The organism is Belliella buryatensis (genome assembly GCF_900188245.1).
Lineage (GTDB): Bacteria > Bacteroidota > Bacteroidia > Cytophagales > Cyclobacteriaceae > Belliella > Belliella buryatensis.
In genome coordinates, this window is sequence record NZ_FZOK01000001.1 from 436,424 (window position 1) to 450,226 (window position 13,803).

At 39.5% G+C, this 13,803-nt stretch carries 13 protein-coding genes; 10 read left to right on the forward strand and 3 right to left on the reverse strand.

From position 1 onward, the window contains the following. Positions 1-78 precede the first annotated feature (78 nt). The 4 genes from CHB66_RS01830 to CHB66_RS01845 all read left to right on the forward strand — a co-directional run bounded on the left by CHB66_RS01830 (position 79) and on the right by CHB66_RS01845 (position 2,519). On the forward strand, positions 79-492 hold the full coding sequence (locus tag CHB66_RS01830) for a DUF779 domain-containing protein (protein WP_089237355.1): 414 nt from the start codon (positions 79-81) through the stop codon (positions 490-492). 98 nt (positions 493-590) lie between these two features. Next, complete coding sequence (locus CHB66_RS01835) at positions 591-1,028, forward strand: nuclear transport factor 2 family protein (protein WP_089237357.1); 438 nt, start codon at positions 591-593, stop codon at positions 1,026-1,028. Further along, positions 1,025-1,762 carry a VIT1/CCC1 transporter family protein gene (locus tag CHB66_RS01840; RefSeq protein WP_089237359.1) on the forward strand — a complete coding sequence of 246 codons (738 nt, stop codon included), beginning with the start codon at positions 1,025-1,027 and terminating at the stop codon, positions 1,760-1,762. Before CHB66_RS01835 ends, CHB66_RS01840 begins: the two co-directional genes overlap by 4 nt. A 1-nt stretch (position 1,763) precedes the next feature. Beyond that, a complete protein-coding gene (locus CHB66_RS01845) occupies positions 1,764-2,519 on the forward strand; it encodes a DUF5995 family protein (RefSeq protein ID WP_089237361.1) in 756 nt (251 codons plus the stop codon). A gap of 37 nt (positions 2,520-2,556) precedes the next feature. Here CHB66_RS01845 and CHB66_RS01850 read toward each other — a convergent pair whose 3' ends face one another. The 3 genes from CHB66_RS01850 to CHB66_RS01860 all read right to left on the reverse strand — a co-directional run bounded on the left by CHB66_RS01850 (position 2,557) and on the right by CHB66_RS01860 (position 6,366). After that, positions 2,557-2,961 (reverse strand): hypothetical protein, encoded by a 405-nt coding sequence (locus tag CHB66_RS01850; protein ID WP_245812644.1) that lies wholly within the window; start codon positions 2,959-2,961, stop codon positions 2,557-2,559. A gap of 209 nt (positions 2,962-3,170) precedes the next feature. Next, on the reverse strand, positions 3,171-5,696 hold the full coding sequence (locus CHB66_RS01855) for an ABC transporter permease (protein WP_089237365.1): 2,526 nt from the start codon (positions 5,694-5,696) through the stop codon (positions 3,171-3,173). Beyond that, positions 5,689-6,366, reverse strand: coding sequence for an ABC transporter ATP-binding protein (locus CHB66_RS01860; protein ID WP_089237367.1), 678 nt, complete (start codon positions 6,364-6,366; stop codon positions 5,689-5,691). Before CHB66_RS01860 ends, CHB66_RS01855 begins: the two co-directional genes overlap by 8 nt. Positions 6,367-6,677: 311 nt before the next feature. Here CHB66_RS01860 and CHB66_RS01865 point away from each other — a divergent pair, with 311 nt between their 5' ends. The 6 genes from CHB66_RS01865 (at position 6,678) to CHB66_RS01890 (ending at position 13,646) form a co-directional block, all read left to right on the forward strand. Next, positions 6,678-7,364: an arylesterase gene (locus CHB66_RS01865; protein WP_089237454.1), complete on the forward strand. Its 687-nt coding sequence runs from the start codon at positions 6,678-6,680 to the stop codon at positions 7,362-7,364. Between the two features lie 252 nt (positions 7,365-7,616). Further along, positions 7,617-9,359: a GMC family oxidoreductase gene (locus tag CHB66_RS01870; RefSeq protein ID WP_089237369.1), complete on the forward strand. Its 1,743-nt coding sequence runs from the start codon at positions 7,617-7,619 to the stop codon at positions 9,357-9,359. A 10-nt stretch (positions 9,360-9,369) separates the two neighbouring features. Continuing rightward, positions 9,370-10,083: a gluconate 2-dehydrogenase subunit 3 family protein gene (locus tag CHB66_RS01875; protein ID WP_089237371.1), complete on the forward strand. Its 714-nt coding sequence runs from the start codon at positions 9,370-9,372 to the stop codon at positions 10,081-10,083. A 68-nt stretch (positions 10,084-10,151) separates the two neighbouring features. Continuing rightward, positions 10,152-11,219 carry a DUF6340 family protein gene (locus CHB66_RS01880; protein WP_089237373.1) on the forward strand — a complete coding sequence of 356 codons (1,068 nt, stop codon included), beginning with the start codon at positions 10,152-10,154 and terminating at the stop codon, positions 11,217-11,219. Positions 11,220-11,307: 88 nt separating this feature from the next. Then, positions 11,308-12,492 (forward strand): hypothetical protein, encoded by a 1,185-nt coding sequence (locus CHB66_RS01885; RefSeq protein WP_089237375.1) that lies wholly within the window; start codon positions 11,308-11,310, stop codon positions 12,490-12,492. Beyond that, the gene (locus CHB66_RS01890; RefSeq protein WP_089237377.1) at positions 12,489-13,646 is read left to right on the forward strand and encodes a hypothetical protein; all 1,158 of its coding nucleotides are present in this window, start codon (positions 12,489-12,491) and stop codon (positions 13,644-13,646) included. The genes CHB66_RS01885 and CHB66_RS01890 overlap by 4 nt, the downstream gene beginning before the upstream one ends. Positions 13,647-13,803 lie beyond the last annotated feature (157 nt).

Sequence of the window (13,803 nt, forward strand, 5' to 3'; positions counted from 1 at the left end):
TATGAAGTCAATATACCTATATAGACTATCTTTTGAATAAAATAACTTTACAAGCTTCCAATTCTATATTCGAAAATCATGAGTGAAAGTAAAACCATTCCAAGAGTAATTCTCTCGGAAGCTGCAATTGATACCATAGATACTTTAAGAAAACGATTTGGCACAGACTTGATGTTCCATCAGAGTGGAGGATGTTGTGATGGATCCTCTCCAATGTGTTTCGAAAAAGGTGACTTCAAAGTAGGTGGAAGTGATATTTGGATAGGCAAGGTGTACGGCTGTGATTTTTTCATGAACAAGGATCAATTCGAGTATTGGAAACATACTCAGTTGACCTTAGATGTGACTCCAGGAAGAGGCAGTAGCTTTTCAATAGAAATCCCAATGGGAATCCGATTTATTATACGCTCAAGAGTCTTTACTATGGAGGAATTGGAAAATCTAGAACCTACCATGACAGGTGAAGAAATGGTGGAGAAAAATTTACTTTGAAACTTTTTATAGGATTGATTAGACTAAGATAAATTCCAAATTGCCAGATCTGCTCCATTAATATATCAGTAAGTCGCTTTTTTCATTAACTTCAATGTATGAAAAAGTTGATATTATTCGCATTTTTTTGCTCCTCGTTTTTTATAGAGAAAGCAAACTGTCAAACCAATGAAATCAATGCCATTGAGCAAACTATCAAGCTCTATTTCGAGGGAATGATAGAGCGAGACAGATCCAAATTAGATAGCGCATTTGACCCCTCTGCGAGACTAATCGGATATAGAGGAGAGCAATTCACCATCACGCCTTATGAAGAATGGGCAAGTGGAACTGCTAAGGGTAACCATCGCAACCCTGCCGAATATGACAATCATATCATTGGAATTGAGATCAAAGGATATACAGCTTTGGCCAAAACAGAGTTATTCTGGCCAGGCATTTACTATTTCGATTACCTGACCTTGATCAAAATAAATGAACAATGGAAAATTGTCCACAAGACTTGGTATGAAGAAAAAACAAACCCCAACCTATGAATTCTAAAAAAGAGCAAAAACTACATCAAGAGATCACCTTTGCAGGCAATATTCAAGAGTACCTCAGGGAATTTGTTTACGGTGGCATAGATGGTGCGGTTACCACATTCGCTGTGGTGGCTGGTGCTGTGGGTGCCAACTTAGACCCAGCGATCATCATCATTCTTGGCTTTGCCAATCTCCTGGCAGATGGCTTCTCCATGTCTGTAGGAGCCTATCTTTCATCCAAATCTGATCAAGAAAATTATAACAAACATAAAGCAGTTGAATATTGGGAAGTAGATAACCTACCTCAAAAAGAAAGGCAAGAAATCGAAGATATATATAGAGAGAAAGGATTTGAAGGTGAATTACTTCAGCAAGTAGTAAATGTAATCACAGCTGATAAAGACAGGTGGGTAGATGAGATGATGAAAGATGAACTCAACATGATGGAAGAAACCAAAAGCCCATTCAAAATCGGACTTGCGACTTTAATTTCATTTATCGTAGTAGGTTTTATTCCATTGATGATTTATGTATACGACTACTTCAGAGATACCAATTTTAATGTTTTCCTATGGACAAGTGTATTTACGGGATTAGCATTTACTGTAGTAGGTTGGATGAAGAGCTATGTCAATCAAACCAATGTATTCAAAAGCGTTGGTGAAACATTGGGTTTGGGTTTCCTAGCAGCACTAGTTGCTTATTATGTGGGGGATTTTTTAGAAGGTTTGATCAATTTTAGCTAAAATGAAAACTATCTCAGATGTCATCCACAGAATGGATCAAATCATCGCAGAATGCCATCAAAAGCAATCTAGACTGGGATACTTTGCTATTCTCTATCGGCAAGTTACCATAAGAGTAGCAGAAGGAATCTCATGCGGAGAGTTTGAAGACAATGCTAGAATGGAAGTGTTAGATGTGATATTTGCCAAGCGCTTTATTGACGCATACGAGGCATACATTGTAGGTAAACCAATTACCTTAAGCTGGCAAAAGGCTTTTGTCGCTACGGAAAATAGCAAGTATATTATTTTGCAACATTTGTTATTGGGTATCAATGCTCATATCAACCTAGACCTAGGAATAGCCGCAGTTCAGACAGTAGGCAGTCAGCCATTGGCAACCATCAAAAATGACTTTGATAAAATCAACGCTGTACTCTCTGAGTTAGTTGACAGCGTCAAAACTAACATAGGTAAGCTCTCTCCAGTTTTTAACTTTTTGATTCGATTTGCGAAAGGACGAGACGAAATCTTAGTCAATTTCAGTATTCAATTGGCTCGTGACGGGGCTTGGAAATTTGCTCAATCATACGAAACTTCTGATAATAGAACTGATAGCATCAATATAAGAGATCAAATCATCGCAGGCTTAGCAGAAGGCATGATCAATCCAGGTAAAAGATTGAGTAGAATAATCAGCTTGATCAGCCTAACAGAGTGGCGATCAGTATCTAGCAATATGACTCAATTGGACGAGGTGGTTAAAAAAATCAAATAAGATTTCTCAGTCAGAATCAATTCTTTCCCAAAACCAATTATCTAAAAGTATATCTGACCCCCAGACTAGCTCGTAGATTTACATAAGAATCAGAAGTAAATACATTTGGAGTTGCTTCCATCAGAATAGCAAAGTTTCTGTGGCTTTCTATGGGCTTGATAGTAAACCCAATTGGTAATCCGATTCTAGCAGAGCTATAAAAAACATACCCGAACATTGCACCCGCATGAAAATTAAACCAATCGCTTTTATAAATATTCCTATTAAAATGCCCCTCAATTCCAAAGCCAGTCTCTAAGACATCATTAGCTCCAAATCGGATCTCTCCAAAATACTTTTTCTCGTTATCAGTTCCAATTCCCACTTGCCCCACCAAACCGCTTTGATAAACTCCCGCAAACGTTGGCCGCAGCTTACTTTGAGCATTTGCTACTTGTAACATGAAAATAAACATTAACACTAAATTAAAAACGACTCTAATCTTCATAACTAAATTCTTTTAATAAAGTCTAAAGGTAATAATTTATAAATATTATCATATTTTATGAAAAACTTAAAATTGACTGACATAGATTATTTTTGATTCAGTAGTTTTATAAAAACACTGTAAAAAAACCCATACAACTTGAATTTAATCTATCATTAAGCAAATCACCCTGCATCTCTCAATATTTCCATAGGAGGCTTGTTGATGATCTTCCTACCGTTGAGCCAACCTAACAATATGGTGAGAAGTGTTAGTGCCAAATAGACTATCAGAGCCTCTTGGTAAGCTCCCCTGTAAGGCAACTCAAAGACGTACTTACTCAACAAGAAAGTCGCTAAGAATGAAAGTAGAATTCCACTCAATGAAGCTAAAGACCCAAGGAAGAAATACTCTAAAGTATTTATTTTCCTAACTGTACCACTGTCTGCTCCCAATGTCCGCAATAAAATACTTTCTCGCATCCTTTGGTATTTGCTGATAATTAGAGAACTGATCAATACCAAAATCCCTGTTGCTATGCTAAAGAATGCCATAAATTGGATCACAAAACTGATTTTACCCAGTATCTCTTCTAAGGTCTCCACAATAGCTCCTAGGTTTACTACTGAGATATTGGGAAAGGACCTGACAATATCAGACTGAATCTGGGCAGCCTGCCGGTCATTTTTGGTTTTGGTCACCACCACATGAAACTTCGGGGCGCGTTCCAAAACTCCTTCTGGAAAAAGCACTAAAAAATTGGTGGATACCTGATTGAATTTCACTTCTCTAAAGCTACCGATAAAAGTTTTTATGGGTCTGCCTTGGACATTGAAGAGGATTTCATCACCAAGCTTGAGTCCTGTCCTGAGTGCATAGCTCTGATCAAAAGATACAAAAATAGAATCTCCTGGATTTTCAACTTTCCTGAGCGCACCTTTAACCATTCTCTCAGAGCTGATCAGGGTGTCTCTATATGTCACCCTAAACTCCCTGTTGTAAAGTCCTCTTGATCTACGATCATCATCAGGGAGTGTATCATTGCCTTTTTTGGTCAGCCCATTGATAGATTCCAGCGCCATGGTGACGATGGGTACTTGCTGCAATACTGGAATTCCTTCTCCTTTGACTTTTTGAACTAAAGCCTCCACTTGATGATCTTGGATATCGAAAAGCAACATGTTAGGTTGATCTTCTTTGTCTGCAAACTTCGCTTCATCCAGCAATTGCCCCTGCACAAAAAACAAGGTGCTGATCATTGCTGTACCCAGACCAATGGTAGCAATCAAGGAGGTAGTTTGATTATTGGGCCTGTAGAGATTGGCTAGGGATTGTCTGATTGGGTAAGATAATCCAATAGGCAAAAACTTCTTAATCAACCACATTATAGCCAAGGCTACAGACCACAAAGCTCCAAAAGCAAAAATCACAAATCCTGTAAAGCCCAATGCAGACTTCCAACCCGGCAAAAGCATATAGCTAAAGCCAAATACAAACAGTAGAATTCCCAAAATAACCAGCCATCTTAATGGGTCTTTGCCCAGTTTGGTCTCTTCATCATCTGGCCTCAGGGTAGCCATAGGCGAGACCTTACGCATTTTCAGTAATGGCAAAAGCGCAAACAACAAGGCTACCAATATTCCTGTGATTAATCCAAATCCAATACTTGACCAAGAAAGTGATACTGTCACATCCACAGGAAGAAAATCCTCAAAGACAACTGGTAGCACAAACTGTAATGCTGACCCCAAAATCGCTCCAACAATTGAACCCAAAAATCCCATCATCAAAATCTGCAAAAGGTAAACCTGCATAGTTTGCCAAGCTGAAACACCTAAGCATCTAAGCACAGCAACCGACGGGAGTTTCTCTTTAACAAAAACATTCACCGCACTCGCTACCCCAACACAGCCGAGCAATAAGGCAATAAATGCTACCAAACTGAGGAAGTTTGCCAAATTATCAAAAGAACGGCCCGTCCTCCTTCTTCTCTCTTCTACAGAATCTGCACTGACCTTATCTTCTTCCCACTGAACTTCATACTTTTTGATCAATTCATCAGGATTGATCTCATCAGCCATTTGATAATACCTGACATAGCGAAGTCGGCTTCCATATTGAATCAAACCTGTGGCCTCTGCGTATTCCATAGGAATATAAACAGCTGGCGCTACAGTGGCAGTAATGCCGGTCTGCCCTGGCACTTTCTGCAATTCACCCACAATTTGAAAAGTCACCTCTCCTACCTTGATGCTATCCCCCACTTGTGCATTGAATTGTGCCATGAGGATTTTTTCAACCAATGCCTTTTTTCCTCCTGATCGAAAATCCTCTGATGCACTCACAGGAACCGTCTCCAAGTTTCCATAAAAAGGGTAAGCCCCTTCCAGCACTCTAACCTGTGTAAGCCTACTTTCTCCAGTCTCTGGAAAAGCGACCATACTGGCAAAATTGATTTCATCTGCCTGAGCAATTGCGATAGAGTCTGTAGGTTGCTCTCCTAGCGGTTTACTGTTTTCTAAGACCAAATCCGCACCGACCAATTCTTTGGATTGCTTTTCTATGTCTGATTTGAGGTTGTCACCAAAAGAACTGATCGCCACCAATGCGGCGATCCCTACTACCATAGAGGAGACAAAAAGTAGCAAACGTGAGAAATTCTTTCGGAAATCTCTCAAGGCCATCTTCCAGACCCAAGCAAAATTACCCATGTGACTCCTCCTGTATTTTGCCTCCTTTGATATGAATGATCCTATCGGTACGCTTAGCCAATTCAGGATCATGCGTCACCAATATCAGTGTTGTTCCTTGCTCTTTATTCAAGTTAAAAATTAAATCCTCGATCATCTCCCCTGTTTCTGTATCCAAATTACCCGTAGGCTCGTCAGCAAATAAAATTTTTGGTTCATTGGCAAAAGCTCTTGCAATAGAAACCCGCTGCTGCTCCCCTCCTGACAACTGCGTAGGATAGTGTGTCATCCGATCTTTTAATCCTACTTTCTCCAAAAGTTCAATGGCTTTGGACTTAGCATCTTTTCGTTTTTTGAGTTCCAAAGGAACCATCACATTTTCCAACGCAGTCAATGTAGGCAGTAATTGAAAATTTTGAAAAATAAACCCCACATCCCTACTCCGAGCAGCAGCCCGCTGATCTTCTGTCAATTTCTCAAAAGCATTTCCATTGAGTATTACCGAGCCTGTAGAGGGAGAGTCAAGCCCAGCGCAAAGCCCCAACAAAGTAGTCTTTCCTGAACCAGAAGGACCTACTATAGCGATACTTTCTCCCTCTGAAATTTCAATATTTACCTGATCTAAAACAGTAAGTTTTCTGCTCCCACTTTGATAAGTTTTGGAGACATCTTTGATGGATAATATTCCCATGGGTTTTCTTTGATAAATATTAGCTATAGAGTTAAACTGAATTGCCTTGAAAAAAGATCAAAACAATAGGAATTAGATGATTTTGAAAACATGAATACACCAGTGCTCATTCATCAATAGCCTAAAGCATCATAAAGACTAAAGTGTATCATACCGAACACAACAACTTTAAATATACTGGAAATTCATATTCAGCCTTCTTTTGGAGTAAAAATTATAAATTTGAAAACTTGATTTCCTTAAACCTGTTAATCAAGTATGTCTTTTCTTTTGAAAAACCTACGCTTATTCAGCTTCCAAAAAGTCTAATCATGAAATATATATTTGACCTATCACTTTACCTTAGCTTAAGCTTTCTCGTATTTTCTTCTTGCTCTAGTCCTTCTCATGAAGCAGTAGAAAATGAAAGAACTGAAGAAAATACCCCTGAGAAAACAGCCAGTAAAGCATTGATTTTGTTTTTTGGCAATAGCCTCACGGCTGGCTATGGACTTGAGGAAGAAGAATCTTTTCCTGGCTTGGTAGCAGCAAGAATTGACAGTCTAGAGTTACCCTATCGCGTGATCAATGGAGGATTATCAGGAGAAACCACAGCTAGCGGATTGAGTAGATTAGATTGGTTTCTAGAAGAAAAGCCCTCTATATTCGTACTAGAACTAGGTGGTAATGATGGACTCAGAGGCATCAGCCTAACCGAAACTAAGAAAAATCTCAAAAGCATTATCAGCCTTGTCAAGACACGCTACCCTGATACCAAAATCTTGTTGGCAGGCATGCAAATCCCACCTAATATGGGGCAAGAATACACAAAAGAGTTTCAAGAAATGTATCCTACAATAGCTGAAGAGGAAAATGTAAAACTGATCCCATTTCTCCTTGAAGGTGTTGCGGGAGATCCTGACTTAAATCTACCCGATGGCATCCACCCGACAGCTGAAGGACATGAGATTGTATTCGAAACCATTTGGCCATATATAGAGGCAATGATTGAAGGGTGAGTTTTTTTTTGAACAAAGAACGAAGTACGATGTGTCAAGCTCCTCCACAGAATTAAATATAATAATCCAAATACAGTAACCATAAACCCCAATAATCCGCTTAATCTGCGAGATACATTTTTTATCCACGCATATCTCCCTTATCAGCGTCATCCCGCTATTCGGGACAGGTTCCGCGTTCTATCCACAATAATTTCTATTTTTCATTTTTTTTGATAATCTTACTCCTCCAACCCAAAATAAATCTATTTCATGAGTTTTGAAATCAAATCAACGGCAGAATCCTATGATGTCATTATAGTAGGTTCTGGAGCAGGAGGTGGAATGGCCTCCAAAATTTTATCTGAAGCAGGACTATCTGTAGCAGTTATAGAAGCAGGGGGTGACTTCGATCCAGCCAAAGATGAAGACCGCACCCAGATGCGTTTTCCTTGGGAATCCCCACGGAGAGGAAGTGGCACACGAATCAGACCATTTGGAGACTTTGATGCAGCCATAGGTGGCTGGGATATAGAAGGTGAGCCTTACACCCGCGCTAGAGGAACCAGTTTTGATTGGTTCAGGTCCAGAATGGTCGGCGGACGTACCAATCACTGGGGTAGAATATCCCTTCGCTTTGGCCCTGATGATTTCAAAAGAGCAAGCATCGATGGGTTAGGTCATGACTGGCCGATAGGCTATGATGACCTCAAACCATACTATGACAAAGTAGATAAATTGATCGGTGTATTTGGTTCAAAAGAGGGCTGGCACAACGAGCCAGATGGTTTTTTTCTCCCTCCGCCTAAACCTAGACTTCATGAACTCTACATGATGAAAGGCGCAAAGAAAGTAAACATCCCAGTGATTCCTTCCAGACTTTCTGTATTGACCAAACCGATCAATAATGACCGTGGAGTTTGTTTTTTCTGTGCGCAATGCAACAGAGCCTGTCAGGCTTATGCAGATTTTTCATCAGGAACATGCCTGCTCCACCCTGCCATGAAAAAAGGAAAAGTTGATCTTTTCACAAATAGCATGGTTAGAAAAGTCACCACTGATGATACTGGTAAAGCCACTGGCGTATCCTTCATCAGCAAAGTGGATATGAAAGAATACAAGTTGAGATCAAGAGTGGTAGTACTAGGTGCTTCGGCTTGTGAGTCTGCTCGTATTATGCTCAATTCCAAGTCTAAATCCCACCCGGACGGAATCGGCAACAGCAGCGGCATGGTAGGCAGATACCTACATGACTCTACAGGAGCTGATAGAATGGGTATACTACCTGAACTCATGGAAAGAGAGCGCTACAATGAAGATGGCGTGGGAGGTATGCACGTGTATACCCCTTGGTGGTTGGATAATAAGAAACTGGATTTTGCTCGTGGCTATCATATTGAGTACTGGGGAGGGATGGGTATGCCCTCCTATGGTGTAGGCTTCTCTATGGACACGATGCGCAAGTATCTCAAAGATGAATTTGGCAACCCAAGTCCAAATGGTGGCTATGGGGAAGGACTGAAAAAAGACATCAAAAGAATTCAAGGCTCTACGCTCGGAATGTCGGGTAGAGGAGAAAGCATTCCCCAATACAGTAATTATTGCGAAATTGACCCCAATGTGGTGGATAAATATGGTATTCCTGTTTTGAGATTCAATTATCAATGGACTGATCATGAAATCAAGCAAGCCAAACACATGCATGACACTTTTGAGGAAATCCTAACCAATGCTGGTGCTATATTACTCGGAAATAAACCCGGTCCAGAATCCAAATATGGTTTAGCCACACCTGGCCGAATTATTCATGAAGTAGGCACTACAAGAATGGGTAACGATCCAGCGACTTCTGTTTTGAATAGCAATTGCCAAGCACATGATTGCGATAATCTGTTTGTGGTGGATGCAGGGCCTTTCGTGTCTCAAGCAGACAAAAACCCTACCTGGACTATTCTCGCATTGAGTTGGAGAACTTCAGACTATATCGTATCCGAATTGAAAAAGAAAAACATCTAAATCCAAGACCATGAATAGAAGAGAAAACCTCAAACTCCTTTTCACTGGAGCCTTGGCTTCAGGATTCTTGCTGACCAATTGCAGCCCTGAAGAAAAGCAACTCACCTACTCCCCTCAATTATCTGGAGGAACCAAGGGAGGTAGAACTGAAGAGGAAAAATTGATCGATCAAAAATTGCTTTCTGAGACCTTTTTGACCGAAGAAGAGAAAAAGAAACTAGAAGTATTGGTAGATATCATTATACCAGCGGATGAAAAATCTCCCGCTGCTACAGAAGTGGGCGTGGTAGACTTCATCGAATTCATGATGAAAGACTACCCCGGATATCAAACTCCCATGCGTGGTGGACTAATGTGGTTGGATCATTATGGGGAAGATCACTTTGGGAAAGTATTTCTTGAATTGGATGATTCCCAAAAGTTAGAAATCATCGAAGCCATAGCATGGCCAGAGCGTGCTGAGCCTGAAAATGAAGGAGGGGTTAAATTCTTCAATATGCTTCGAAACCTCACAGCTACAGGTTATTTCACCACTGAGCCCGGCTTCAAATATTTAGGATATGTAGGAAATACACCGAATATCTGGGATGGCGTTCCAGATCATATTATGAAAACGCATGGATTTGAGCTACCTGAAGTATACAAAGACGTGTATCTCAAACCAGAAGAACGAGGAGAACTAGCGCAATGGGATGATGAAGGAAATATTATTAGGAAAGGATAAAAATAATCAGAGAAAAAGCCATTGCATATCAGTGGCTTTTCTATTTTTGAGGGATTTTCAAAATTGATATGACAAAACTCAAACCTTTCTTTCTTTCAATTTCCCTACTAGGATTACTCCTATGGCTAGGGGCTTGCACCAAAAACATCAGCATGTCTAGACTTATGCCTGCTGAAATCGATGTTCCTAATCATGTACAGCGATTGCTAATTGTAGACAGAACAGCCCCACAAAATGAAAATTTAGCTGTATTGGAAGGCTTGATATCCGGAGAGGCTCCTTTTGAAGTTCGCAACGCTGTAGAAGCTACTATTGCCACAATTCAGCAAGAGCTCAACACCTCACCTAGATTCGAAGTGATCAGAGCTAGAGAACGTCTAAGAGGAGGATTATTTGCACAGACTTTTCCAAACCCCTTGACATGGCCTCAAATAGAAGCATTATGTAGAGAATATAATGCTGATGCTGTACTCGCTTTGGAAAAATTCAGCTCTGACTTTATCGTGACTGATAAAAGACAAATTATCAAGAAAACAGAAGGTGAAGGAAGAAATGCGAAGACTGTGGAAGTTCAAGGAATCTATGCGGAAGGTGTTGCTTCTGTACAAGTAGGATTCAGATTCTATGACCCTTTAACCAAGAATATTGCTGATCAACGAGATTTTGAAAAAACCAACCTTTGGTCAGCGGAGGCTGAAACCAGAACACAAGCACTAGCACTCCTGATAGATAAGGTCAAGGCTACCCAATATGTAGGACAAGTCGCTGGAGCAAGCTATGCGAGAAGGATTGCTCCCATGTACCTTAGCATCAACAGAACCCTCTACCAAAAGCCTAAAGAAAACCCTGCATTGGCTAGAGGTGCTAGATTAGCAGAAGTCAATCGCTGGGAAGAAGCCATCGAAGTATGGGAAAACGGATTAAACTTTCCTAATAGAGACAAATCAGGAGGAAGAATTTGCTACAATATTGCAGTCGGATTTGAAGTGCTGGGAGATCTAGAGTCAGCAAAATACTGGGCAGGGAAAGCCTATACAGACTATGGGTTCAAGCAAGGTCGTACTTACTCTAATCAACTCAATGTCAGAATGGGACAAGAAGAAAGACTTCGCCAACAACTTTCTAGAGAAAACTAAGCAGGCAAGACTTGCTTAGTTTACTTTTTTAACTAATTTTATTTTTTAGTATAAAATTCATTTACTTTAGATCTTTTAGAATTAAACAATGAGTAAACTTTATTTTACCAGAATTTCCAGTGCCGCAATCATAATTGGGGCGATTTTATTACAAATCAGTTGTGGGAATAAAGAATCAAGTTCAGAAGCCCTCTTAGCAGCAGAATCTTATGAATTAGAAATCATCGATTCGGTGACGATAGACTATTTGGGTGCACTCAGCTGGTCTGATATCAGTCGTGATGGCAATCATATTCTGGGTTATGACAATCAAAAAATGGATGTCATGCTCTTTTCCAAAGAAGGAGAAGTATTGGGCGCTTTCAACAAAACAGGAGATCAGCCTGATGCAATCGGTGGTAGCCCACTTTCTAGACCTCAATTCGTCAAGCAAAACGAATGGGCCATACTTGGTAAAAATGGCGTTTTCGCATATGACTTTAATGGGCAGCTGACTAGAAAAGCCAAGCCCGACTTCCCTGTCTCCATATCCTTGACCATCTCCAATGCAAATATCTTACACTTCTTAGACGAAGATATTGCCTTGGCACACTTCATGGGAAGGGATGGGAAAGGAACTTTTTATGTAAATCCAGAAATCACACAATTAGAAAAAGTTGATTTTAATACTGGAGATTTCTCAGGAGTTGCTCCTATCCCAAGCAATTCAAAATACAATAACCCTGAAAAAATCCACAATGTGCTCACTGTAATTCCTGCGATGGATATTTATGATGGCAAATTGTACATCGCATTTAAAAATGAACCAAAGCTGTGGATTTATGACCTTAACAATCTTGACCAACCAAAGCAAGAAATCAATATTGCCTTTGATAAATTCATCGAAAAAGAAGGGGTCTCTCCTGATGCTGTAGATCGAGATAATTTTGGAATCAACTCCAAAGACTTCACTTACGGAAGCATTGAAAAGATACTTGTACATAAAGATATTATCATCATGCAGTACGCTGAGGGATTGACTGAGGCGGAATACAAAGCAGCAAGTGAGGGACTTGACAACCCTATGGATCTTTTCTCGAAACTTTTCGCTGCAAATAAGTCCCAATTTGGGCTAATTGGTGCAGATGGGCAAATCAAACCTATCAAACTTCCAGAACGAGTAGGGAATATTGAATTTATTGATCAAGAAGGAAATATTTGGATTAGCTACAATAGAGAAGAAGAGCTCGATTACGAATTGATTTTTAAAGCAAATTTAAAAGCAGTAAAATGAGAAATGTATTTTTGATAGGACTGATCATCATGACCTTAGGAGTAGGTTGTGGTCAAAAAGACACCAAAGAAGCGAGTTCTTCCGATTATTATTATGATTTGGAGATAGTAGATTCATTATCCATAGATTATCTAGGCGAAATGTATCTATTAAGCATTGATGCCGAAAATGATCTATTCCTATTTATGGGTTCTAAGTTTGATCAGCTGATGTTAGTGAATCGTCAAGGTGAAATTATCTCCGAATACAACAAACCAACAGATGCTCCGGATTCCTTTGGCAATCTCGCAATGGGCGGATCTGTATACAATGGAAAAATTGCGATCATGGGATTGAGAAAGTTCAATATCTATGATTTAGAATTCAACCTTTTAGAAACTTTTGAAAAAGATAATCTTGTGAGTATTTCTATGATCTACTTAGGATACGAACACCTACAGCCTGTTGAGATAGATGGTCAGATCCATTATGTTTCCTATTCTGCTGGGCCACAAACAACTTATGAGAGTAATGATCCCAATTACTATTTGGAATATAATAATTTTGAATTCATCAATACAGCAACCAAGACTTTTGAAACTATTGTTCCGTTCCATGAAAGAAGCTTATTTTATCAACCAAAAATAGCATATAACCAAATCAAACCATGGTTTCAAGTAGTTGGTAAGGAAATCCATTACGTGCACAATACGGATAGCATGTATTACCGCTACGATATCAAGAATCCTGAGAATCATTTTGCAGAACAAATCCCTTTTGATGAATTTATTTTACCAAAAGGTTTTGAATTTGGAAAAGAAGAGAGTGAAAATTCACAAAAAGACAGACCTGGAAATGTGAGTAATATATTTGTACATGATGGTCAATCTTTGATTTTGTATAGATCAGGTTTGAAAGAATATGAAATTCCTGAAAAAACAGATGACAATACCGAGAATTGGAAGCGAATACTCGAAAAAGACAAACTCAAACTTATTGTAAGAGAAAACGATGGATCATATAGTGCTCCGTCTACCATTTCATCAAAGCTCACCTTACAATCATTTGATAAAAAAGGCAGATTATGGGTTAAGCCTAACTCATTTTTCTTAGACTTTGAACCTGATATGGTCACTTTCTACGAGATGAAATTAGTAAAAAGGGAAAAGGAGTAATGATTCTAAGGTTACCTTTTCTATCTAATTTTCAAATAGCCTCCCCTTTCACTAATCGTAGGATGAATGAAGGCATATGATCGTAACAGAAATTCTATTTTGATCGAAAACTCAGTACATCGATGCCATAGGCATTGCATATCTAAAAAAAACCAGC

Excerpts from the sequence above, each read along its gene's own strand:
- CHB66_RS01830 (WP_089237355.1), top strand. The coding sequence starts at position 79 with ATGAGTGAAAGTAAAACCATTCCAAGAGTAATTCTCTCGGAAGCTGCA.
- CHB66_RS01835 (WP_089237357.1), top strand. The coding sequence starts at position 591 with ATGAAAAAGTTGATATTATTCGCATTTTTTTGCTCCTCGTTTTTTATA.
- CHB66_RS01840 (WP_089237359.1), top strand. The coding sequence starts at position 1,025 with ATGAATTCTAAAAAAGAGCAAAAACTACATCAAGAGATCACCTTTGCA.
- CHB66_RS01845 (WP_089237361.1), top strand. The coding sequence starts at position 1,764 with ATGAAAACTATCTCAGATGTCATCCACAGAATGGATCAAATCATCGCA.
- CHB66_RS01850 (WP_245812644.1), bottom strand. The coding sequence starts at position 2,961 with ATGTTACAAGTAGCAAATGCTCAAAGTAAGCTGCGGCCAACGTTTGCG.
- CHB66_RS01855 (WP_089237365.1), bottom strand. The coding sequence starts at position 5,696 with ATGGGTAATTTTGCTTGGGTCTGGAAGATGGCCTTGAGAGATTTCCGA.
- CHB66_RS01860 (WP_089237367.1), bottom strand. The coding sequence starts at position 6,366 with ATGGGAATATTATCCATCAAAGATGTCTCCAAAACTTATCAAAGTGGG.
- CHB66_RS01865 (WP_089237454.1), top strand. The coding sequence starts at position 6,678 with ATGAAATATATATTTGACCTATCACTTTACCTTAGCTTAAGCTTTCTC.
- CHB66_RS01870 (WP_089237369.1), top strand. The coding sequence starts at position 7,617 with ATGAGTTTTGAAATCAAATCAACGGCAGAATCCTATGATGTCATTATA.
- CHB66_RS01875 (WP_089237371.1), top strand. The coding sequence starts at position 9,370 with ATGAATAGAAGAGAAAACCTCAAACTCCTTTTCACTGGAGCCTTGGCT.
- CHB66_RS01880 (WP_089237373.1), top strand. The coding sequence starts at position 10,152 with ATGACAAAACTCAAACCTTTCTTTCTTTCAATTTCCCTACTAGGATTA.
- CHB66_RS01885 (WP_089237375.1), top strand. The coding sequence starts at position 11,308 with ATGAGTAAACTTTATTTTACCAGAATTTCCAGTGCCGCAATCATAATT.
- CHB66_RS01890 (WP_089237377.1), top strand. The coding sequence starts at position 12,489 with ATGAGAAATGTATTTTTGATAGGACTGATCATCATGACCTTAGGAGTA.